At 62.7% G+C, this 23,514-nt stretch carries 19 protein-coding genes; 11 read left to right on the top strand and 8 right to left on the bottom strand.

The features are described from left to right. The gene (locus tag LRS56_10140) at positions 1-1,407 is read right to left on the bottom strand and encodes a hypothetical protein (GenBank protein ID WDU64791.1); all 1,407 of its coding nucleotides are present in this window, start codon (positions 1,405-1,407) and stop codon (positions 1-3) included. Between the two features lie 138 nt (positions 1,408-1,545). Between LRS56_10140 and LRS56_10135 the strand changes: the two genes are divergently transcribed. Then, entirely contained in the window at positions 1,546-3,093 is a 1,548-nt protein-coding gene (locus LRS56_10135) for a hypothetical protein (protein ID WDU64790.1), read from the top strand. A 19-nt stretch (positions 3,094-3,112) separates the two neighbouring features. Here LRS56_10135 and LRS56_10130 read toward each other — a convergent pair whose 3' ends face one another. Next, positions 3,113-3,571, bottom strand: a complete 459-nt coding sequence (locus LRS56_10130) for an NUDIX domain-containing protein (GenBank protein ID WDU64789.1) — start codon at positions 3,569-3,571, stop codon at positions 3,113-3,115. Continuing rightward, positions 3,564-4,217: a TetR/AcrR family transcriptional regulator gene (locus LRS56_10125; protein WDU64788.1), complete on the bottom strand. Its 654-nt coding sequence runs from the start codon at positions 4,215-4,217 to the stop codon at positions 3,564-3,566. The genes LRS56_10130 and LRS56_10125 overlap by 8 nt, the downstream gene beginning before the upstream one ends. Positions 4,218-4,289: 72 nt before the next feature. On the opposite strand from LRS56_10125, the gene LRS56_10120 reads away from it, so the two are divergent. Further along, on the top strand, positions 4,290-5,156 hold the full coding sequence (locus LRS56_10120; protein ID WDU64787.1) for an aldo/keto reductase family oxidoreductase: 867 nt from the start codon (positions 4,290-4,292) through the stop codon (positions 5,154-5,156). Positions 5,157-5,161: 5 nt separating this feature from the next. Here LRS56_10120 and LRS56_10115 read toward each other — a convergent pair whose 3' ends face one another. Continuing rightward, positions 5,162-5,593 carry a hypothetical protein gene (locus tag LRS56_10115; protein WDU64786.1) on the bottom strand — a complete coding sequence of 144 codons (432 nt, stop codon included), beginning with the start codon at positions 5,591-5,593 and terminating at the stop codon, positions 5,162-5,164. 76 nt (positions 5,594-5,669) lie between these two features. Between LRS56_10115 and LRS56_10110 the strand changes: the two genes are divergently transcribed. After that, on the top strand, positions 5,670-6,347 hold the full coding sequence (locus LRS56_10110) for an Asp/Glu racemase (protein ID WDU64785.1): 678 nt from the start codon (positions 5,670-5,672) through the stop codon (positions 6,345-6,347). On the opposite strand, the gene LRS56_10105 is transcribed toward LRS56_10110, so the two are convergent. Continuing rightward, entirely contained in the window at positions 6,304-6,951 is a 648-nt protein-coding gene (locus LRS56_10105; GenBank protein WDU65719.1) for a glutathione S-transferase, read from the bottom strand. The genes LRS56_10110 and LRS56_10105 overlap by 44 nt on opposite strands. Before the next feature lie 171 nt (positions 6,952-7,122). Between LRS56_10105 and LRS56_10100 the strand changes: the two genes are divergently transcribed. From LRS56_10100 to LRS56_10075, 6 genes are all read left to right on the top strand, one after another. Beyond that, on the top strand, positions 7,123-7,695 hold the full coding sequence (locus LRS56_10100) for a TetR/AcrR family transcriptional regulator (GenBank protein WDU64784.1): 573 nt from the start codon (positions 7,123-7,125) through the stop codon (positions 7,693-7,695). A gap of 273 nt (positions 7,696-7,968) precedes the next feature. Continuing rightward, a complete protein-coding gene (locus LRS56_10095) occupies positions 7,969-9,033 on the top strand; it encodes an AMP-binding protein (protein ID WDU64783.1) in 1,065 nt (354 codons plus the stop codon). Positions 9,034-9,043: 10 nt separating this feature from the next. Then, entirely contained in the window at positions 9,044-9,820 is a 777-nt protein-coding gene (locus tag LRS56_10090; GenBank protein WDU64782.1) for an ABC transporter ATP-binding protein, read from the top strand. 2 nt (positions 9,821-9,822) lie between these two features. Next, a complete protein-coding gene (locus LRS56_10085) occupies positions 9,823-10,704 on the top strand; it encodes a branched-chain amino acid ABC transporter permease (protein WDU64781.1) in 882 nt (293 codons plus the stop codon). 22 nt (positions 10,705-10,726) lie between these two features. Then, entirely contained in the window at positions 10,727-11,794 is a 1,068-nt protein-coding gene (locus LRS56_10080) for a branched-chain amino acid ABC transporter permease (protein WDU64780.1), read from the top strand. A gap of 57 nt (positions 11,795-11,851) precedes the next feature. After that, positions 11,852-13,183 carry an ABC transporter substrate-binding protein gene (locus tag LRS56_10075; GenBank protein WDU64779.1) on the top strand — a complete coding sequence of 444 codons (1,332 nt, stop codon included), beginning with the start codon at positions 11,852-11,854 and terminating at the stop codon, positions 13,181-13,183. Between the two features lie 55 nt (positions 13,184-13,238). Here the strand turns inward: LRS56_10075 and nirD are convergent, their stop codons facing one another. Together nirD and nirB are read right to left on the bottom strand one after the other, a co-directional pair. Beyond that, complete coding sequence (gene nirD / locus LRS56_10070; protein WDU64778.1) at positions 13,239-13,598, bottom strand: nitrite reductase small subunit NirD; 360 nt, start codon at positions 13,596-13,598, stop codon at positions 13,239-13,241. Next, entirely contained in the window at positions 13,598-16,141 is a 2,544-nt protein-coding gene (gene nirB / locus LRS56_10065) for a nitrite reductase large subunit NirB (protein ID WDU64777.1), read from the bottom strand. The genes nirD and nirB overlap by 1 nt, the downstream gene beginning before the upstream one ends. A 489-nt stretch (positions 16,142-16,630) precedes the next feature. Here nirB and LRS56_10060 point away from each other — a divergent pair, with 489 nt between their 5' ends. Further along, the gene (locus LRS56_10060) at positions 16,631-20,605 is read left to right on the top strand and encodes a bifunctional nitrate reductase/sulfite reductase flavoprotein subunit alpha (GenBank protein WDU64776.1); all 3,975 of its coding nucleotides are present in this window, start codon (positions 16,631-16,633) and stop codon (positions 20,603-20,605) included. 148 nt (positions 20,606-20,753) lie between these two features. After that, positions 20,754-22,694 carry a methyl-accepting chemotaxis protein gene (locus LRS56_10055; GenBank protein WDU64775.1) on the top strand — a complete coding sequence of 647 codons (1,941 nt, stop codon included), beginning with the start codon at positions 20,754-20,756 and terminating at the stop codon, positions 22,692-22,694. Here LRS56_10055 and LRS56_10050 read toward each other — a convergent pair. Continuing rightward, a complete protein-coding gene (locus LRS56_10050; protein WDU64774.1) occupies positions 22,684-23,478 on the bottom strand; it encodes an alpha/beta hydrolase in 795 nt (264 codons plus the stop codon). The genes LRS56_10055 and LRS56_10050 overlap by 11 nt on opposite strands. Positions 23,479-23,514 lie beyond the last annotated feature (36 nt).

The raw sequence follows: 23,514 nt of genomic DNA, 5'->3' as shown, positions 1-23,514 counted from the left end.
TCAAAGCCGCTTCCGATACTTCCCAGTCAAATAGTCCTGACTGTCCGGCGCCGAGTTGTGTTCGATCACTGCGAAGCCTTTCACCAGTTGAATGTGATACGGCCCGGTGCGTGGGGTCGCCAGGGGTTGCGGCACGATGATCAGGTTGTCGGTTGTCATCGGCATGCGGTGCTGGGCGGTGAAGATCACGTTCGCGGTGCCGGCGTGCTTCATCGTTACGCTGAACTCTGCGACTTCCCGGCCCTGGGCGTCGCGCTCGGGCAGGATGTTCAGCTCCAGGTCGCCGTCGCGGTCGAGGAAGTCGTCGCGCAGTTGGTAATGACCGTTGCGTTGGTCCCGGGGGACTCCGCTGAGTTTGCTGTACTCGGGCTCGCGGTCCTCCTGGTGCAGCTGGATTGGCAACTCAGGCGCGTCGCCCTTGGCGCTGCTGACCCAGGTGCCGCTGTAGCGATAGGGTTCGACGGTTTCGCGGGTGATCCGCCAGATTCCGGTCTGGTGGCCATCGTCGGCATATTCGAAGAGGTAATCGAACGCCTTGCCGTCGTACTCGCCCTGCTCGCCCACCAGTTTGATCGGCTTGCCGCTGCCACTTTTGGTGTAACGCACCTCGCCAATCAGCACCGCGCCCTGCTGCTGGTACCAGAGTTGTACCGGGATCTTGCCGTTGAGTGTGCCGACGAGCGTCTGCGGGTCTTCATTCACCGGGCCTTCGAGGCGCGGTGTTTCCTGCCATTGGCCGTCCTTCCACTCACCCGTCGTGCGCAACATGTAGCCACGGGGCATGCTATCGGTCTCGCTCCAATCCGTAGCGGGCACTGCTTCCTGGGTGTAGAAACCCAGCCGCACCAACTCGCCGCCCTGCATCTGCCATTGACTGGAGCGTGTCCAGCAGCAACCACGGTCGGTTTGCGAATGGATCATGCCGTCCTTGGGATTGACCGAAAACATCCCGCCTGAGGTCTCGTTTGCCAAGTCGGTCAATGCGCGGTTCAGCACCCACTGAGGCTGCTGCGGGTCTTGCAGGTATACGTCGTAATTGGACTGGAAATCCGCATCGGCGCCGTTGCCGTTACGGATCGCCAGGTCCTGGCGACCATCCTGGTTGATGTCGGCGAAGTACACCACGCCGTTCTCCCCCAGCAATCGCCACTCTACGGTTTTGCCGTGCTGGTCCAGCGGCACACTGGCAGCTGGCGTCTGCAATTGCTGAAGGATGGCGAGCGTGGTTCTGTCACGCACGGTGATCAGCGCCCGCGCCAGTGCTTGCAGGTCCTCGGGCACGTCCGGGAACAACACCTCGACCAGGTACTGGCCGCTGGGATCATTGACCGAGAACGAGCGTGGCTCGGCCATGGCAGGGGCCGCGAGTGTCATTGAAAGGAGTACACCGCTGACGAGCGAACGCATCCAAAGCATCCTTGCTGAAATTCGGGCCGGCAGTGTAATAGCAAATGGCCCGGTGTTTCGAACAAAACCCTATTGAGTCCCGCGCCAAGGCTGATATGTTGCGCGCCTGACCTCGTCGCACCAGGAACACCGCGAATCATGGAAGAAGCCGCCGTACCCGAGTCTCGCCCCAACTACTTCACCCGCCACTGGCGTGGCGAGCTGTCGCTGGCGCGGTCGTTCTGGATCAATGAAGTGTTACTCGGGCTGTTGGTCCTGCTCGCATTGGCGCCGCTGTACTTCCTGTTGATACGTTACCCGCCAAGCCCTGCCAGCTTGCTGATGTTGCTCGCCGTGTTCCTCACCTTCACACTGGCCATGGCCACCTGGCAAGGCGTGGGGGTATGGCGCTCCGCCAGGCTGCACAAGCAACGGGGTGGAAAACAGCGCTGGGTGCTGGTGGTGCGCCTGCTGATCATTGCCGGGGTGATTCATACCGGCGTGTCCATGGTGGAGCTCCTCCCCACGCTTAAGTCGGCCCTACAACTGGCGCTGAACCCCAACGCGTTCGCGTCTTATCGAATCACACCGCTGAGTGAAACCGAGCTTGAATTCAGCGGCGGCATTGCGCCCGGCAGCCTGGCGGCGTTGGAACAGGCGCTGGCGGCTCAGCCGACGGTCAAGGTTATTCAGCTGGACAGTGGTGGCGGGCTGTTTGGCGAAGCACGGGCCATGGCCATGCTGATCGAAGAAAAGCGCCTCACCACCTTCACCAACGGCGAATGCATGAGTGCCTGCGCGCTGATGTTCATGGCTGGCAAGGAGCGACTGCTGGGCAGCCAGGGCGTATTGGGGTTCCATGCCGCGACGCTGTTCGCCTCCCATGAACAATCATCGGCGGTGGTGGATCAGTACCGCGATGCCCTGCTGCATTACGGCGCGTCCAAGGGTTTTGTGGCCAAGGTGTTGGCCACCGGTCACGACGACATGTGGTTTCCGAATGCGCAGGAACTCAAGCGTGAGCACATCATCACCGACACCGTGGACGCAAAGCGCTTCACCGATGCGCGCCTGGTCCGGCTTCGGGAACCCGGGGTACTGGACAACTACCTGCTCAAATTCTTCCAGTTCAAGACGCTTGCACAGGTCGCGCCGGAGCAGTTCCAGAGTGAAAAGGCCGAGGCACTGGCGGCGTTGAACAGCGCCGCGACCTTCGCGCAATTCAACGGGCAGCTACGCCAACGCAATGCCTGGCTGGGCGACGACTACCTGCGCAAGACCCCCAACCCGCAATTACTGCAGTTCTGGCAGACCCAGGTGGCGTTGCTGCAGGCACTCTACGAGAGCAGCGCGCAGGACTGCATCGCGCATATCACCGGGCAATACCCTGCGGCTTACCACACCCGGCGGGAGATCCCCCAGCCGATCTTCATGGCGGCGCAAGAGGCCGGCAGGGAAATGATCAAGGCCGCCGTCGGGGTCACGCAGAACGTCGCGCCCTCAGTGGCCGCCAAGGCTGATCTGGACGCAGTGTTCGCTGCCGCGCCAGCCGGGACCTACGAGGTCTATGCACGCCCGCGCAAGCATAGCGACGACCCCGAGAAGCTCTGTACGACCTACCTCGACCTGTACCGGCGGCTGCTCGCACTTCCCGATAACGACCGCGCCGCAGCGGCGTTTCGGCAGTTGCCAGGCTACCGGCCCTGAGTCGAGATTCTCGAGCGTGTCATTCGGGCCTGAACACCCCCGCTTGCACCAGCATGTCGGCGAGCCCTTCGGGCCATACCTGTTCCTCGGTGGATCGCAGCGCCTGGGCAGACCACCAGCGGTGGTCCTCCATCACCTGGGTTTCCTCCAGCGTCCATCCGACTTTTGACAGCACGGTGCTGGAGGTGTGAACCACAAAAAACTGCTCGATGGCCAGCACCGTTTCGCCGCTGGGCAGCATCATGGGGAACCTGCGGTCTGCGATCGAGGCATCCACGCCGCTCACCTGAATACCAGTCTCTTCGCGCAGCTCACGGATGGCCGCCGTCTCGAACGTCTCCAAGGCTTCAACCCCACCGCCAGGGGTGGCCCAGTAATTTTTACCGGCCAACGCGCCGTCTTTATGGACGAACCTGAACAGCAGCACCTCGTGCGCGGGGCTGATCACCAGTAGCCGTGCGGCCTTTCGTTCACGCATCTGAATCTATCGTCCTTGAAGGGGTGTGATGGGCTTGCAGGTACGCGCTCAGCAGCAACGTGGTCTGTTGCTCAAGCGCGGCTTCAAACGCCGGCGGCGCGTTACCTTCCAGCAGGGTACGCACCGGGCCGACGATGGCACTCAGCGAAATCGCCGCGATCAGCGCAGGGTCTTCAAAGTGCGCATCGGGCGCCGTCGCCAGCATGGCGGCAATCGCGCTCACCATACGCGTGTTGATCCGTGCGACCAACTGCGCCCCGCCCCGCTCGGCCGCAATCGCATACAGCGCCTTGGACACCGCCTGCTCACGCAGTTTGGCAGCCAATAGCGTCGTGACCAGCCCGGCAGCCATCTCGGCCACCGGGCTGCACTGCAGCTCAACGCACACGCCCTCAACGGTCTCGGCCACCCGCACCAGGTGCTTTTCCAGAATGGCCGCGAGCAACGCATCTCGATTGGGGTAGTACTGATAGACACTGCCCACCGACATGCCGGCGCGTTCCGCCACACGGGTGGTGGTACAACGCACCAGGCCCTGCTGGGTCAAAACCTGAAGGGTTGCCTGGTGCAACGCCTCGACGGTGGCGGCCGAGCGTGCTTGAACGGCCGATTTCCGGGGCTTTAAAGACGCTTTGACGGTGCTCATGGAATGCGAATTCCAAAATCTGAAGGTTCCTTCATATTAGAGGCTTACTCAGTTGAAGCAAAGGCGATGGTCATGAGCAACCTGGCACACGGCGGTACCTTCACCCTCGGCGACCGCACGGTCAACCGCATCGGCTACGGCGCGATGCAACTGGCAGGCCCGCACGTGTTCGGCCCACCCAAGGACCGTGAAGCGGCACTGGCGGTGCTGCGCGAGGCTGTCGCAGCCGGTGTGAACCATATCGATACCAGCGACTTCTACGGGCCGCACGTCACCAACCAGATTATCCGCGAGGCGCTGCACCCGTATCGGGACGCTCTGACCCTGGTCACCAAGATCGGTGCCCGTCGCGACAGTGAGGGCGGATGGCATGCCGCCGCCTCCAAGGAAGAACTGACCCAGGCCGTGCACGACAACCTGCGCAACCTGGGGTTGGACGTGCTGGACGTAGTGAATTTTCGCTGCGCATACAACCTGATGGGGCCGGGCGAAGGCTCGATCGAAGCGCCCTTGACGGCGCTGGCCGAACTGCAACATCAGGGCCTGGTGCGGCATATCGGCATCAGCAACGTGACCCCGACACAAGTGGCCGAAGCGCGCAGCCTGATCAAATTCGTTTGCGTGCAGAACCTGTACAACATTGCGCATCAACACGACAACGCCTTGATCGACGAACTGGCCAAGGATGCGATTGCCTACGTACCGTTCTTCCCGCTGGGCGGTTTTACCCCGCTGCAGTCAGCCTCATTGACCAACATTGCCGAGCGCCTGGGCGTTACGCCCAAGCAACTGGCACTGGCCTGGTTGCTGCGCCGCTCACCGAATATCCTGTTGATTCCCGGCACCTCATCGGTCGCCCATTTGCATGAAAACCTCGCCGTTGCTGAACTGCAACTGACGGACGAGGTGCTGGCGCAACTGAACGCAATAGCAGACTGAGCGCGTCAGGCTGCCAACCAGTGCGCAATCGCCTTACGCAGATCGCCATGCACGGATTCTGCATAAGGCACCGCGTTTTTCCAGTCGTAAAACCACGCGGGCATCCGGCGCTTGTCATCTGGCTCCGAGGCGTAGCGCGGGAAGAGATGACAATGCAGCTCCGGCTCTGAATTGCCGAGGATCTCGTAGTTCATGCGCAGCGCGCCGGTGGCCTGCAGCACCGCATCGCCGAGGCGCGCCATATCCAGCAGGTAGGTGGCCCGGGCGTCGGCGTCCAGGTCGTTGAGGCTAGCCACCACCGGGTCGGGCAACAACAGGCAGTACCCGGGCAGAAACTGCACATCCCCCATCACCGCCCAGCCTGAGGCCATGCGGCAGATAACCTTGCCGTTGGCGCCGTTGCGGGCCTGCTCCACGCGTTCCATGATCAGTGCCATAAGCGGTCCTTGATTAAGCTGAGTGCGGGCGGCATCTTAACGCGCCATGACCCATATTTTCAGCACAGGACACCCCATGCGAATTGCCTGCCTGCATACCGCTGCCAGCAATATCGGCGTGTTTGACGCGGCGGCGCACGCATTGGGGCTCGGCCCCGAAGTGCTGCACCACGACGTTCGCGCCGACCTGTTGGCCGCAGCCGAAAGCGCGGGCCATGTGACGGACGATATCGCCGCGGCAACCGCATCGGCGCTGGTTGCCCTTGCTTTGCACGCCGATGTGGTGGTGCTCACGTGTTCGACCCTGGGCCCGGTGGTTGACGGCATCGCCACCCTCATCCCGATTCTACGAACGGATGCAGCCCTGGCCATCTCAGCGGTTCAGGGCGGGGGCAAAATCGTGGTGTTGTGCGCGGTGCAAACCACGCTTGAGCCTACCTCGCAGCTGTTCCACAGGGCTGCGCTGCCATCGGGCGCCACCGTCGATGTACGGCTGGTTGCGGGCGCATGGGACCTGTTCAAAGCGGGCAACATCGAAGCTTACCTGGCGACGGTCGCCAAGGCCGCCGATGCCGCCTACGTTGAAGGCGCAACACGGGTTGCGCTGGGCCAGGCCTCAATGAGCGCTGCCGCAGTGCAAGTAACGGCAGGCCCGACGCCGCTTACCAGCGCCTGCGCCGGGCTGGCCGCTGCGCTGCAAGCCATGGGTATCAGCGCGGCTGCGCGACCCTCTCACGCCACGCCTGCACACTAGCGCGCTCATTCACCTTGGCATGCCAGCGGTGCAGGGCCGCACACTCCGCAGGTACCGGCAGCTCCACCAGCGCGGCGAAAATCAGGCCGCCAAGCAATGCGATATCGGCCATCGAGAACTCATCCCCCGCCACAAAGGGTCGGCTCTTCAGAACGTTATCGAAGTAGTGCATGCCTCTGACCGCCTTATCCTTCATGCGCAGGCCCCATTCGGCGTTCTGATAAAGCTCGACTTCCGGCCCCAGCCCCGGCGTTGCATGGTGGAAATACACGCTGACCGCGTCCATCAGTTCAATCTCCGCACGCTTGGTCATCATATGGATAAGGCCCTGCTCGGTCGGCGTCTTGCCGGTGAGGGTCGGGTTGGCGTCCAGGGCATCCAGGTACTGGGTGATCGCAGTGCATTCGGCGATCAAGGTGCCGTCTGCCAATTGCAGCACCGGTAACGTACCGGAGTAGTTGAGGGCCAGGAACGCAGGCTGTTTGTGCTCGCCCTTCCACAGATTCACCGACACAAATTCGATGCTGGGCAGCAAGCCCTTTTCGGCCAGCGCAATCCGCACGCGTGCCGGATAAGGGCCGTTGTACCAGTCGAAGATTTTCATCGTCGGTTGTTTGAACGGTTGAACAGTCATGATTTCAGAACCTACCTGTCAAATGGTAGGTAAAGACTGGAAGCTTTTTCCACTCCCGTCAACCTCTACCTGTCAGTTGGCAGGTAAACCTGACGAGCGTAGACTGCGCTCCACTCCCCCCACCTGCCGAGGAATCACAACGTGAGCGAAAACGCCCGTGAAGCCATCTTGGAAGCCGCCAAGGTCGCAGCTCAGCACTACGGCTACAGCGGCATCAATTTTCGTAGCATCGGCGAGACGGTGGGGATCAAGAACGCCAGTATCTATTACCACTTCCCAAGCAAGGCGGACCTCGGTGCGGCCGTCGCCAAACGTTATTGGGAGGATGCCGCCGGGGTCCTTGAGGCCATACGCCGCGAAAACCCGGAGCCGCTGCGCTGCCTGCAGCTGTACCCGAGCATCTTTCGAACCTCACTCGAGAGCGGCAACCGGTTGTGCCTGTCCAGCTTTATGGCTGCCGAGTACCAAGACCTGCCCGACGCCGTGAAGAACGAAGTACTGGCGTTTGCCGATCTCAATGTGGCGTGGCTGGCGCAGCGGCTGAATGAAATCGGCACCGGCAGTACCGAGGTCTGCGAACGACGCGCCCGTGCCATCTACACCGCCATTGCCGGCGCGCAATTGATCGCCCGCACGCGCGCCGACATCAGCCTGTACGACGAACTGGTGCAAACCTATCAGGACTCGGGGCTTATCCCGACCTGCAACCCGTAAGCCTCCAACAGCGCCAACTGCTGCGACGACACAATCGCCTCGACATACCCCCATCAGGGCGTTTGCCGACGAACTCAAGGATGATTCGATTCGGGCCACCCAAGACATCTACTGAAAGCACTGTTGGCGCAACAACAGTGCTTGGACAGCTTGTGCTGAATCAACACACGCCAATTTCCCCAAAACAACACGTATGTATTTGAATTAAAACGATTAAACCCACTGGCATGGCGCGTGCAAACACCTTCGCATCCCCCCTCGAAGGATGCACCCATGCCACAGACACTGCCCCAGGCATTGTTGCTCCAGGCCCAACAACGCGGCGCGGCGATTGCCTTGCGCTTCAAACGCCTGGGCATCTGGCACGAGCGTAGCTGGAGCGCACTGGCAGTCGACGTCAACCACCTAGCAGCGGCCCTGCACTCACGGGGCCTCGGCCACGGCGACAACCTACTGATCATCAGCCAGGCGCGCCCCGAAGCCCTGTTACTCGCACTGGCCGCGCAATGGCTGGGCGGCAGCGTCACGCTGCTCGACCCGGACCGCGACAACCGCACGCTGCTGGCGAGCCTCAACCCGGGCTTTGTGCTGGCAGAAGACTTGGAGGCGGTACGGCAAGTCCGTGAAACCCGCCACCCTCGGCGGGTCTTGCTGTGCCTGGACGGGCGCGGACTCACGGATCAAGACAGCGACGTGCTCGCGTATGCCGACTTGAATACGACTGCAGCTGCGCCGGCCTGTGCCACTGAGTCAACCGCGACGGCCTTCGCCTTTCACACCAACACCGCCGTGCAATTGAGCCATGCGCAATTGTTGGCGGACGCACGCACGCTGGTGGCCAGGGAACACCTGAGCAGCAACGAAGAGGCGCTTGCGGCGCGTGTGTTCGCCGCCAGCGGGCAGGCGCGCTACTTGCTCGCCCCCTGGCTGCATAGCGGCTTTTGCCTGAACTTCCCCGAGGCCCTGGCCACCCGCGATACCGACCGTCGAGAGCTTGGGCCCACGCTGGTACTGGGCACCCATGAATCCTATGCACGCCTTGAGCAATGGGCACGTGAGCGCCTGCCCCTGCCGGGCACCTTCAGCCATCGCCTGTACCACTGGGCCATGCAGCCAACACCTTCACCGCTGGGCCGCTGGCTCGGGTACTGGCTGGTGCGGCGCCCGCTGCGCGATGTACTGGGCATGAGCCGCCTGCGTGTGCCGTTGCTGGTCGGGCCACCGCTGGCGGCGCCAAGTGCGGCGTTTTTTGCGGCCCTGGGCATTCACCCCGGCCACTGGCATGAACCGGCCAGCCGCTACGAACCCAGCGCCCCCCAGCTGTCTCACACTGTCTGACGAGCTCCCCATGCACGCACCCACTGAATCGGTATTACTGCGGCTCGATGACATCTCCCTGTCGTTCAAGGGCATCAAGGCCATCACGTCCATCAGCTTCGACGTCAAGGCCGGCGATATCTGCGGGCTGATCGGCCCCAACGGCGCCGGTAAAAGCTCGCTGCTCAATGTGATCAACGGGGTCTACCACCCCCAGAGCGGCAGCATTCACTACGCCGGCAAAACCCGCCGGCGGATGCGCGCCCATCAAGCGGCCGAAGGCGGGATTGCGCGCACCTTTCAAAACATCGCGCTGTTCAAGGGCATGAGCGTGCTCGACAACGTGCTCACCGGGCGCAACCTCAAGCGCCGCAGCAGTTGGGTTGAGCAGATGCTGCGCCTGGGCCGCGCCCCTCGCGAAGACGACGCGCACCGCCTGTATGCGGAAACGGTGATTGCCTTCCTGCAGATTCATCCCTGGCGCCACGTGCTGGTGGGCACCCTGCCCTATGGCCTGCAAAAGCGTGTCGAGTTGGCCCGCGCCCTGGCGGCCGAGCCTACCTTGCTGTTGCTGGATGAACCCATGGCCGGCATGAACGCGCAGGAGAAGGCGCAGATGAGCCAGTTCATCCGCGACATCAACCGCGAGTTCGGCACGACCGTGGTGTTGATCGAACACGATATCGGCGTGGTCATGGGCTTGTGCGACCACGTAGTCGTGCTCGACTACGGCCGCAAGATTGGCGACGGCACCCCGGAACAGGTGCGCGCCAACCCCGATGTAATCGCAGCCTACCTGGGGGCCTGAACATGCAATTCTTCTTTGAAGTGCTGATCGGCGGGCTGCTGGCGGGCGTGATGTATTCCCTGGTGGCGATCGGTTTTGTGCTGATCTACAAGGCCTCGGGCGTCTTCAATTTTGCCCAGGGCGCCATGGTGCTGTTCGCCGCCCTCACCTTTGTGAGCCTGCTGGAGCGCGGCTTCCCCTTTGCCTTGGCGTTCCTGATCACCCTGGCAAGCATGGTGGTGCTGGCGTTGCTGATCGAAAAGGTGGTGCTGCGGCCCCTGGTCAATCGCCCGCCGATCATCTTGTTTATGGCGACCCTCGGTCTGTCTTACATGATCGAAGGCTTCGCCCAGTTTCTCTGGGGCGCGCAGGTGCATGGGCTGGACCTGGGCATCGCCGATGAGCCGCTGGAAATCCGCGGCATGCTGTTGTCGCAATTCGATCTGTTTGCCGCCGGCACCGCCGCCGTCCTGGTGATCGCCCTGTCGCTGCTGTTCAACAAGACACGGGTCGGCCTGTCGCTGCGGGCAGTGGCCGATGACCCGTTGGCGTCCATGGCGGTGGGCATTCGCCTGCCGCGCATCTGGGCACTGGTGTGGGCGGTGGCAGGGTTTGTCGGGCTGGTGGCCGGGTTGCTCTGGGGCGCACGCCTGGGGGTGCAGTTCTCGTTGTCGCTGGTGGTGCTCAAGGCGTTGCCGGTGCTGATCATCGGCGGTTTCTCCTCGATTGGCGGCGCAATTGTCGGCGGTTTGATCATTGGCGCGGCCGAGAAAATCGCCGAGATCTACCTTGGCCCGATCATCGGCAGCGGCATCGAAAACTGGGTGCCGTACGTGCTTGCCTTGCTGTTCCTGCTTGTACGCCCTGCCGGTTTGTTCGGCGAGCGCGCCATCGAACGCGTCTGATAGCCCTTGAGGAAATGCCTGCATGCTGTATCAGGAAGTCGGTCAAATCAGCACCTCTTACGCGGCCGAGCGCCGCACCTTTCGCTTGCGCCAGGACCGCGTCGCACTGTGGCTGCTGCTGGGTTTCGCCTTTGCAGTAGTGCCCTGGCTGGGCAATGACTATTGGTTCAGCGCGATTCTGGTGCCGCTGTTGGTGCTGTCGCTGGCGGGGCTGGGGCTTAACCTGCTGACCGGCTATGCCGGGCAACTCTCCCTCGGCTCGGCGGCGTTTATGGCGGTGGGCGCGTTCGCCGCCTACAACCTGCAATTGCGCGTGCCCGGTTTGCCGCTGCTGGTGAGTTTCGCCCTGGGTGGCGTGATCGCCGCGCTGGTGGCGGTGCTCTTCGGCTTGCCGAGCCTGCGCATCAAGGGGTTCTACTTACTCGTGGCGACCCTGGCCGCGCAGTTCGTGGTGGAGTGGGTGCTCACCCGCTTCAGTTGGTTCACCAACGATAACGCCTCGGGGGTCATCACCTCGCCGCCTTTACTGATTGCAGGGCTGGATTTCAGCTCACCGCGAGGCCGCTATGTGCTGACCCTGGCCGTGGTGGCGGCGCTGTTCTGGCTGGGTAAAAACCTGGTGCGAAGTGAACTGGGCCGCAACTGGATGGCCGTGCGCGACATGGACACCGCCGCCGCCGTGATCGGTATTCGCCTGTTGAAAACCAAGCTGCTGGCGTTTGCGATCAGCGGGTTCTACCTGGGCGTCGCCGGTTCGTTGTGGGCGTTCGCCTACCTCGGCACGGTAGAGCCCCACGGCTTTGACCTGAGCCGTTCGTTCCAGGTGCTGTTCATCATCATTATCGGCGGCCTGGGCAGTGTGCTTGGCAACTTCCTGGGGGCCGCGTTCATCGTGCTGTTCCCGATCCTGCTGGGCAATCTGTTCGCCCTGCTGCCCGCCGGGCTGATGGACGCCGGGCAACTGGAAAACATCCAGAAGATGCTGTTCGGCGCCCTGATCATCGCCTTCCTGATCAAGGAACCGGAAGGCCTGGCGCGGCTGTGGCAGCGCTTTCGCCAGCGGGCCAGGGCCTGGCCGTTACGTTACTGAATTCGCTGCGTTCTTACCCAACCCCCAACCCCCAGCTTCTCCCGAGGAACCGCCTCCATGACACACCGTACAGCGCTGCGCCGCCTGGCATTGGGCCTGGCTTTGATCACCGCCGGGCTCTCGGCCGGTGCCCAGGCTGCCAACGAACAATACTTCCCCTTGCAGAGCTACCGGGTCGGCCCATACGCCGCCGGCGGCACGGGCTTCTTCGGCGGGTTTATCGACTACCTGCAATACATCAACGCAAAAGGCGGGGTGAACGGCGTCAAGTTGACCTGGAGCGAATGCGAAACCGAGTATGTGGTGGAAAAAGGCGTCGAGTGCTATGAACGCCTCAAGGGCGGGCTCAATGGTGCCCCGGCAGCGGCCACCAACCCGCTGTCGGTGGGCATCGCCTACGCCACACTGGAACGCTCGACGGCCGACAAATTACCGCTGATCACCATCAACCACGGTCGCACCGACTCCACCGACGGCAGCGTGTTCCCCTACGTGTTCCCGCTGCAGCTCAACCCGTATTCGGAAGTTTCGGCGATCATCAATTACATCGGCCAACGCGAAGGCGGTGCCGACAAGCTCAAGGGCAAAAAAATCGCGGTGCTCTACCACGGCTCGCCGTACGGCAAAGAAACCAATGGCGTCCTGGAAACCCTGGCGAAAAACGCCGGTTTCGAACTGACCCTGCTTGAAGTACCGCACCCCGGCAACGAGCAACAATCGCAATGGCTGAATATTCGCCGCCTCAAACCGGATTGGGTGATCCTGCGCGGCTGGGGCGTGATGAACCCGGTGGCGCTCAAATCCGCGCAAAAAGTCGGTTACCCGGCGGATCACATCATCGGCAATATCTGGAGCAACTCGGAAGAAGACGTGGTGCCGGCCGGTGCTGCCGCCAAGGGCTTTATCTCGATCACCACCCACCCTTCGGGCACTGACTTCCCGGTGCTGCAAGGCATCAAGCAAAGTGTGGTGGATGCGGGCAAGGGCAACCTGGCCGACCCCAAGCGTTTTGGCACCGTGTATTACAACCTGGGCGTGGTCAACGGCATTCTGAATGTCGAGGCACTGCGCCTGGCCCAGGAAAAATACGGCCAAAAACCGCTCACCGGCGAGCAAGTACGCTGGGGGTTCGAGCACCTGAACCTGGACGATGCGCGGCTACAAGCGCTGGGCGCCAAGGGCCTGGTACAACCGCTGAAACTGTCCTGCGCCGACCATGAAGGCGGCGGTGCCGTACGCTTCCAGCAATGGGATGGCCAGCGCTGGAACCTGATCAGTGATTGGGTGCAGGCCGACCGCGCCTTGTTGCGGCCGATCATCGAAGCCTCTGCGGCGCAGTACGCCAAGGAAAAAGGCATCACGCCGCGTGATTGCAGCAAGGAACAGTAACGCAGCTCAAAGGGGGGAGCGGGCTTGCCCGCTCCCACATTTTGGCCCAGGCGTATCAGTCCACGCCCAACTCCACTACCCCGCCATTGAGCCGCACCGGCCACACCCGCAGTTGGTGCGGCGCCTCCAGGCATTGGCCGTCTTGCAGACGGTAATGCTGCTTGTAGATCGGCGCGGCCACCACCAGCTCGCCCTTGATGCTGCCGACCAGGCCGCGACCGATCACGTTGGCACCGGATTGCGGGTCATGGTTGTCGATGGCGTAGAGGGTCTGGTCCTGCGCGCCCGGCAGGTAGAACAGCGCCACCTGCGCGCCGTCCAGCCACACCACCACGCCGGAGTCGCGCACCAGGTCTTGCTCATTGCACACGCTTTTCCAGGTGGCGAGGTTTTGCTGCGGGTTGGGCTGGTTCATCAGGCAATCTCCTCGATGACGGGAATCAGGTTGAGTTCAGCAGCCATGATCGGCCGACGCTGGCCGCGTTCCTGGACAAAGTGGATGTCCGGGTCGGGGCGTTTGTCGTTGACGAAGGTGCGGAAACGCTTGAGTTTTTCCGGGTCCTTGAGGGCATTGGCCCACTCGCATTCATAGCGGTCCACCACCAGCTGCATCTGCGCTTCGAGTTCCGCGCCCAGGCCCAGGCTGTCGTGCAGGATCACGTCCTTGAGAAAATCCAGGCCGCCTTCCAGGCTTTCGCGCCACACCGAGGTGCGCTGCAGCTTGTCGGCGGTGCGGATGTAGAACATCAGGAAGCGGTCGATGTACTGGATCAGCGTGGCGTCATCCAGGTCGGTGGCGAACAGTTCCGCATGGCGCGGGCGCATGCCGCCATTGCCGGCGATATACAGGTTCCAGCCCTTCTCGGTGGCGATCACGCCCACGTCTTTGCTCTGGGCCTCGGCGCACTCGCGGGTGCAGCCGGACACCGCAAACTTGAGCTTGTGCGGCGAGCGCAGACCCTTGTAGCGGTCCTCGATCAGCAGCGCCATTTTCACGCTGTCCTGCACCCCGTAGCGGCACCAGGTACTGCCCACGCAAGACTTCACGGTACGCGTGGACTTGCCATAGGCATGCCCGGTTTCAAAGCCCGCGGCGATCAGCTCGGCCCAGATGTCCGGCAGCTCATGCAACTGCGCGCCAAACAGGTCGATGCGCTGGCCGCCGGTGATTTTGGTGTAGAGGTCGTATTTCTTCGCCACTTCGCCAATCACGATCAGCTTGTCGGCGGTGATCTCACCGCCCGGAATCCGAGGCACCACCGAGTAGGTGCCGTTCTTCTGCATATTGGCCATGAAGGTGTCGTTGGTGTCCTGCAGCGGCACCAGGGAGGCGTCCATGATCGGCTGGTTCCAGCACGAGGCCAGGATCGAGCCCACCGCCGGTTTGCACACATCGCAACCGGTGTGGCCACGGCCGTGCCTGGCCAGCAGTTCCTCGAACGTGGTCACTCCTTCTACGCGCACCAGGGCATACAGCTCCTGACGGGTGTAGGCGAAATGTTCGCACAGGCTCTTGTCGACGCTGACGCCACGGGCAATCAGCTCGTGCTCGAATACCTGCTTGAGCAACCCGGCGCAGCCACCGCAGCCGGTGCACGCCTTGGTCTGGGATTTGAGCAAGCCGAGGTCGCTGCAACCGCCGTCGATGGCCGCGCAGATCGCGCCTTTGGTCACGTTATGGCACGAGCAAACCGTGGCCGACTCCGGCAAGGCGCCCGGGCCGAGGGTCGGCGCGCCAGACGAGGACGGCAGGATCAGGCTGGCCGGTTCCGACGGCAGCGCGATGCTGTTCTGCATGTATTGCAGCAGGGTGTCGTAGTAGCTGTTGTCGCCGACCAGCACCGCGCCGATCACATGCTTGCCACTCGCATCCACCACCAGGCGCCGGTAGCTGGCGCTGGCCTCGTCGATAAATTGGTAGCTGCGCGCACCCGGCGTGTGGGCGTGGGCGTCGCCGATGGAGCCCACGTCCACGCCCAGCAATTTGAGCTTGGTCGACATATCGGCCCCGATAAAGGGCTCGGCGGCCTGCTCGCACAACAGGGCGGCCACGCCACGCGCCATCTGATAGCCCGGCGCAACCAGGCCGAACAGGCTGCCGTTCCAGGACGCGCACTCGCCGATCGCGTAGATATGCGGGTCGCAGCTCAGGCACTCGTCATTGATCACCACCCCACCGCGTGGGCCGATCTCAAGGCCAGCCTGGCGGGCCAGGGCATCCTGGGCGCGGATCCCGGCGGAGAACACAATCAGGTCGGTTTCCAGAAATTCGTCATTGGCAAAGTTCATGCGGTAGCGGTACTGCTCGCCCGCACTGATCGAGGCAGTGGCGCGGGACAAGTGCACACCGACGCCCAACCGTTCGATCTGGGCCTTGAGTGCCAGGCCGCCAAAATCATCCAGCTGCACCGGCATCAGGCGCGGCGCGAACTCCACCACATGCGCCTCAAGGCCCAGGCTCTTCAGGGCGTTGGCAGCCTCCAGGCCCAACAGTCCACCGCCGACCACCACCCCGCGCCGGGCGTTGGCCGCCGCAGCGCGGATCGCATCGAGGTCTTGGAGAGTGCGGTACACCAGCCGCGAATTGCCCTCGGCGCCTTCGATTGGCGGCACGAACGGATAAGAGCCGGTGGCCAGCACCAAATGGTCATACGCCACGCAGCCATTGGCTGTGATCACCTCACGCCGGGCACGGTCGATCTCCAGCACCGGCACGCCCAGGTGCAAGGTCACACCCGGCGTCTGATACAGCGCCGCCTCGGACAATGCCAACGATTCGGCATCGCGGCCGGTGAAGTACTCGGACAGATGCACACGGTCATAAGCGCGCATCGGCTCTTCGCTGAACACATGCAACTGGTAATGCTGCAGCGCACCGCGCTCGATCAGTTGCTCGACACAATGGTGACCGACCATGCCATTGCCAACGACGATCAGGTTTTTCAGCTGTTTATTCATATCAAGCACCCGACAACGCTCATCACGGTTTAAAAAAGCAAAAAAAAACGCCTGAAACCTTGCGGTTCCAGGCGTCTTTGCCTGTTCTTATTGCGGGATCGGATCCGGCGACTGCGCCGGATCTACCGCTATTGCCCTTGTAGTCGATCGTCGTTGACCGAGTGGGTTGCAGGTGGACTTGCAGGCGCCGTGCCAACCGGCGGATATGCCCATTTCAATGGCTCCAAGCGGTATCCGTCGCGACCCGACACGCCTCCAACTGGTGCGCTGCGCTTCATAAGCGTGCACGCCCGCTTCGGTGGCGAGGGCGCGTGCTCCCGTTAGAACAGGCCGGCGTCAAACCTGGCGCGTGACTTGCTAGGGAGACACCTACCAAGCAGTCAACGCTGATTGCCCACTCACGACAAAGGCGCCGTGCAGCCCCCGTTTCCAACGGAGGGCTGCAGGGCGCTTTTTTTGTTGGCGGCAAATAAGTTTCGAGGGTTACGGATGGCAATTCAAAACGTGCGCAGCGTGTGCCCCTATTGTGGTGTGGGCTGCGGCATCGTCATGCAGGTCGAGCACAACAAGGTGGTCAAGGTGATCGGCGACAAGGCCCACCCCACCAACTTCGGCCGCCTGTGCACCAAAGGCACCACCTGCGGGCAAGCCATCGCCGAGTCCGGCCGCATGGAAAACGCCTACCTGCGCGAAAAGCGCGAAGCCGACCCGGTGCGCATCGCCATGGACAAGGCCATCAGCGAGACGGCCAACCGCTTGCGTCACCTGCTCGATACCCACGGGCCCGATGCGCTGGCCTTCTACGTGTCCGGGCAGATGTCGCTGGAAGCCCAGTACCTGATCAATAAACTGGCCAAGGGTTTTGTGCGCACCAACAACATCGAATCCAACTCCCGCCTGTGCATGGCCAGCGCCGGCAGCGGCTACAAACTGTCCCTGGGCTCCGACGGGCCGCCCGGCTCCTATGAGGACTTCGACCGCGCCGACCTGTTCTTCGTGATCGGCGCCAACATGGCCGACTGTCACCCGATCCTGTTCCTGCGCATGATGGACCGGGTCAAGGCCGGGGCGAAGCTGATCGTGGTCGACCCCCGGCGCAGCGCCACGGCGGACAAGGCCAACCTGTTCCTGCCGATCAAGCCTGGCACCGACCTTGCCCTGCTCAATGGCCTGTTGCACCTGCTGGTGAAAAACGGCCACACCGACCCGGGTTTTATCGCCGCGTTTACCGAAGGCTGGGACGCCATGCCCGGGTTCCTGGAGGACTACCCGCCACACACCGTGGCTGAAATCACCGGCCTGCCCGAAGCGGATATCCGCCAAGCCGCCGACTGGATCGGCCAGGCCGCCGAGTGGATGAGTTGCTGGACCATGGGCCTTAACCAGAGCACCCATGGCACCTGGAACACCAACGCGCTGTGCAACCTGCACCTGGCCACCGGCGCCATCTGCCGCCCCGGCAGCGGGCCGTTTTCCCTGACCGGCCAACCCAACGCCATGGGCGGTCGCGAAATGGGCTACATGGGCCCGGGCCTGCCGGGGCAGCGCTCGGTGCTGGTCGAGGCCGACCGCGCCTTTATCGAAGACCTGTGGCAACTGCCGTCCGGCAGCTTGCCGCGCAAGGTCGGCGGCGGCACCGTGGCGATGTTCGAGCAGATGGCCGCGGGGCAAATCAAAGCCTGCTGGATCATCTGCACCAACCCGGTGGCCAGCGCGCCCAATCGGCGCAAAGTCATCGAAGGCTTGCAGGCCGCCGAACTGGTGATCACCCAGGACGCCTTCCTCGACACCGAGACCAACCGCTACGCCGATATCCTCTTGCCCGGCGCGCTGTGGGCCGAGGCCGAAGGAGTGATGATCAACTCCGAGCGCAACCTGACCTTGATGCAAAAAGCCGTCGACGCCCCCGGCGAGACCTTGCCCGATTGGCAGATTATCGCCAGGGTCGCCTGCGAAATGGGGTTTGCCGAGGCGTTCACCTATGCATCCGCCGCCGAGGTATTCGACGAAATCAAACGCGCCTGGAACCCCAAGACCGGCTATGACATTCGCGGCGCCAGCCACCAGCGTTTGCGTGAAAAACCCTTGCAGTGGCCCTGTGCAGCCGATGACGGCGCGGACCGCAACCCGATCCGCTACCGGCACGGCAACACCCTCAAGTTCGCCACCGAAAACGGCAAGGGCCAGTTCCTCGCCCGCCCGCATATGCCGCCGGCGGAGATGCCCGACCAAGCCTTCCCCTTCGTGCTCAACACCGGCCGCCTGCAGCACCAATGGCACACCCTGACCAAGACCGGCAAAGTCGCCACGCTGAATAAACTCAACCCCGGCCCGTTCGTTGAACTGCACCCCGAAGACGCCGCCCACCTGGGTATCAAGGACAAAGACCACGTCGAAGTGCGTTCCCTGCGCGGGCGCGCCGTGCTGCCGGCGGTGGTCACCGACCGTGTGCGCCCCGGCAACTGTTTTGCGCCGTTTCACTGGAACGATGTGTTTGGCGAAAACCTCGCGATCAATGCCGTGACCAACGACGCGGTCGACCCGATCTCGCTGCAGCCGGAGTTCAAGTTCTGCGCCGTTGCGCTGGCGCGGGTCGAGTTGATCGACCATGCATTCCTTTCGCCTTCCACAGAGGACCCCGCCATGTCGCACCTCGACGCCTTCGCCGAAATCACCGGCCTCCGTAACGTGCCGACGCCGCAACTGAGCGACAGCGAGCGCACTTACCTCGCGGGCTTCCTCAGCGGTCTGCAATCGAATGCCGGGCGCCAGGTGGCCGGTGTACCGGTGATGCCGACCAGTGCGCCGCTGGCCAGGGAATCGCGGTTGTGGCTGGACGGTTTGCTCGCGGGCTTGTTCAGCCGTGCAGAGGCGGCTGAAGTGGCCGCGCTGCCCTCCTCGGCCGTCACCCTGTTATGGGCCTCGCAAACCGGCAATGCCGAAGCCCTCGCCGGGCGGTTCGCCCAGCGCCTGCGCGACGCCGGTATCAGCGTGGAGCTGAGCGCCATGGCCGACTTCCCGCCGAGCAAATTGGCGAGCACGCAAAACCTGGCGCTGATCAGCAGCACCTTCGGCGACGGCGACCCACCGGACAATGGCGAGGGCTTCTGGCACAGCCTCAAGAGCGCCGACACTCGCCTGGAATCCCTGCGTTTTGCGGTATTGGCCCTGGGCGATCCAAATTACGACCAGTTCTGCCACCACGGCAAGCAACTCGACCAGCGCCTGCTGGAACTGGGCGCCACGCGCTTGCTGGAACGCGTCGACTGCGACACCGAATTCGAAGAACGCGCCGATGCCTGGCTGACCCGGTTCCAGCAAACCCTCAACCCGGCAAAGCCCGTCACCCTCGCGACCCCCGCCGGCAAAACCAAGCTGCATGGCTCACGGCTGCTGCTCAACCGGCACCTGAACCCGCACAGTGCCCACAAGGAGACCCGCCAGTTTGCCCTCGACCTGGCCGACTCCGGCCTGACCTATGAAGCCGGCGATGCCCTCGGCGTACGACCGCGCAACTGCCCCGAGCTGGTGAGCGAACTGCTGGACCTGACCCACCTGGGCGCCGGTACCAGCGTGAACATCGACACCTTTGGTGATGTACCGCTGCAACAGGCACTGACCCAGCACTTCGAAATCGCCCGGCCCAGCAGCGAGACCCTCGCATTTATCGCCGAGCGCAGCGCCAATTCGGGCCTTGAGCAATTGCTCAGGCCCGAGCACAAGGCCGAACTGAAAGCCTGGCTATGGGGCCGCCAACTGGTGGATGTGCTGCAGGAATACCCCATCGACTGCTCGGCGGATGAATTGCTTGGCACCCTCAAGCGCCTGCAACCACGCCTGTATTCGATTGCCTCCAGCGCCAAGGCTCATCCGCAGGAAGTGCACCTCACCGTGGCCGCCGTGCGCTATGGCAAGCGCAAGGGGGTGTCCTCGACCTTCCTGGCCGACCGTGTCGGCGACGGCGAAGTGCCGGTGTTCGTACAACCGTCCAAGCATTTTCGTACACCCACCGACGGCAACGTGCCGATGATCATGATCGGCCCCGGCACGGGGGTGGCGCCGTTCCGTGCATTTTTGCAGGAGCGCCGGGCCCAGGGGCATCAAGGCCGCAACTGGCTGTTTTTTGGCGAGCAGCACGCCGCCAGCGACTTCTATTACCAGGACGAACTGCAAGGCATGCAGCACGATGGCTTGCTCACCCACCTGAGCCTGGCGTTTTCTCGCGACCAGGCCCAGAAAATCTACGTGCAGGACCGCATCCGCGAACACGGCGCCGAGCTGTGGCGCTGGCTGCAGGACGGCGCCAAGCTGTACATCTGCGGCGATGCCAGCCAGATGGCCAAAGACGTCGACCTGGCCTTGCGCCAGGTGGCGCACACCCATGGCGGGCTGGACATGGAGGGGGCCGTGGATTACTGGCGTCAGTTGAGTGAGCAGAAGCGTTATCTGCGTGATGTGTATTGATTGGATACAGAACAATCAAGGATTGTATTGTGTACAAAAAACCCTAAAGGTTTACCTGCCTCGGGCCGAAACAGCGGTGATAGCAAATCGCCGCGTCTTTTTCTGAAACGCGACGATTTGGCCGCCCTCCACGCTGATGGTCGTCTCGATGAAAATAAAAAATAAGCTTGTACTCGCGTTTGTCTCGGTCGCGTTTATCCCGGTAAGCCTGGTGGCCGTGATCTCGGTGATGAATACGCGAACCCAGGCGGTTGATCAGTTTATCGATGGCAGCACCCGGGAAATTCGCCAGATCGATGGCAATATCCGTCAGTTCTTCGACGGCACGCTGCAAAACGTCGATCAGATGGCCACTGATCCTGTATACACGTCGGTGAACACGCTGAAGAACTATCAGCCTGCCGACGCCGCCAATCAGCCAATGCCGGCCGAGGCGCAAGCGCTGATCGAGCGTTTTTCCCGGTTTGGCGCCACCCATCCGGCGGCAGCGATCCTGTCCATCGGCCTGGAAGACGGCACCTACGCCAAATGGCCCGATGACCCGCAACTGGCCAAGTACGATCCGCGCACCCGCCCCTGGTACAAGGCGGCGATGGCCAGCCCCGGCAAAACCGTGCGTACCCCGGCTTACTATTACGACAAAGACGACGTGGCCCTGGTGGGCACCGCACGGGCGCTGCTGGACAACAGCGGCAAGGCCAAGGGCGTGTTCGTGGTCAGCGTTTCGCTGAAGAACCTCACCGAGCTGGTCAAGAGCATCAAACTCGGCGAAAGCGGCTACGTGATGCTGATCGAAGACGGCGTGGTGCTGGTCGACCCACGCGACGCCGCCCACAACTTCAAGCCGCTCAAGGACCTGGGCGCGCCCTATGCGCACCTGGCCGAAACGACCCAAGGCTCCACCGAAGTAGAAATCAACGGCGTGCGCTATATGGCCAATATCTGGACCTCCCCAGGGTTGGGCTGGCGATACGTCGGGCTGATCGAGCACCGCGAAGTGATGGCCGAGGCCACCCGCATGACCTACCTCACCGCCGTTATCGTCGGTGTGCTGGTGTTGATCTTCGGGCTGATCGCGGCGGCGTTTTCCAAGGTCATCGTCAAGCCCATCGGCCAGGTCAGCACCGGCTTGCAGTCGATTGCCCAGGGTGAAGGTGACCTGCGCCATGAGCTGCAGGTACAGGGCAAGGACGAAACCGCCGAACTGGCCGGCTGGTTCAACAAGTTTCTCGCGGCGATCCGCCAACTGATCCAGCATATCGGCGCGGCCTCGGCCAATTTGCAGAATGCCTCGAAGGTCAACAGCGAAGTGGCGCACAACATGAACGAGGCCGCCGGGCGTCAGCGCGAGGCGGTGGAATTGGTGTCCACCGCGTTCAATGAGATGGTCGCCACCGCCAACGAAGTGGCGCGCTCCTGCAGCGGCGCGGCGGAGTCCGCCGAGAACGGCCATCGCCGCGTGGCCGAGGGCAAGCAGCAGATCGAAGTGACCACCGATAACGTCAATCGCCTGGGCCGCCGCCTGACCGAGTCGTCCCAGGCCATGGTCGAGCTGGAGGCCGGCAGCCGCAGCATCAACCAGATCATCGGCACCATCCGCGCCATTGCCGAACAGACCAACCTGCTGGCGCTCAACGCCGCCATCGAGGCCGCCCGCGCCGGCGACCAGGGCCGTGGTTTTGCGGTGGTGGCCGACGAAGTCCGCGCATTGGCCAAGCGCACGTCCGACTCCACTGGTGAAATCGAGCAACTGCTCGGCACTTTGGGGAGCAAGACCGAGGAAGTCACCCAGAAAATGAGCAGTTGCCTGGACCTGTCACGGGCCAGTGTGTCGTCCATCGAAAGTGCGCGGGACAGCTTTGAAGGCATCCAGCTGTCGGTCAACGAGATTCGCGACCAGAACCTGCAGATCTCCGCCGCCGCCGAGGAACAGCACAGCGTGGCGGAAGAGATCAACCGGCATATCCAGCAGATCTACGACGAGGCGCGACTGGTGGAAAGCCTGGCCCACTCGGCCCAGGACGACTCGGGAAGGTTGTCGAACCTGTCGGACGAACTGAACGGGTTGGTGGGGCGGTTCAAGTCCTGAGGAAGTCAGCGATCTGTTGCCACATCGCACTCGGGTTGGAATACATGGGGAAATGCCCGCACTGGGCAATCGGCGCCAGGCGCACACCGTGCGCCCGGAGGTGCGGCAGGTAGGACAGCGTGGCGTTCTGCTCGCCGTACATGAACATTTTCCGGCATGGCAGCCCGAGGAACTTGCTCATCAGGTCGGCGTTATCCGACAGCTCGACCATCGACCGGAAAATCCCGCGCACCGCGCCGGCCCGCACTTTGTGCCGCAGGCTCGCTGAATACAACGCGCTGGCATACGCCGGCGTCTGGCGGGCGCGTTCGATAAAGGCGCTGAAAAACGCCTCGGGATCGTCCGCCGGGTAGTCAACGATCTGCCGGCTGAGAAAGCAGTCTTCGGGGGCGATATTGCCTTCGATATCGGTGAAGCTCAGCACCCGGTCCGGGAAACTGTGCGCCAGCATCAACGCCGTCAGGCCGCCCATGGAGTGCCCGACCAGATGGAAGCGCTCGACCTCAACCTGTTCCAGCACCTGTAACGCGGTTTGCAGCAGGAACGGAATATTGATTTTCGTCAGGTCGGCGCACTGGCTTTCACCGCAGCCGGGGGCGTCGTAGGCGATAAAGGGGTGCCCGTCGAAGGCCGGGTGCAGGGCGATATCGGCGTAGTCTTCCTTGGTCGAACCAAACCCGTGCAGGAACACAATGGGTGCGCGTTCACCGCCGCGTTGGATCGCGGCGATTTTCAATGAGGTGGCGTCTACCGTCAGTGGAATAACAGAATGAACGAACGACATACCGGGGTTTCTTGGCTACAAAGGGCGCCAATATCG

The organism is Pseudomonas poae (assembly GCA_028869255.1).
Lineage (GTDB): Bacteria > Pseudomonadota > Gammaproteobacteria > Pseudomonadales > Pseudomonadaceae > Aquipseudomonas > Aquipseudomonas poae_C.
Note: the sequence above shows the minus strand (reverse complement) of the source record. Positions and strands in the feature narration are given on the sequence as shown.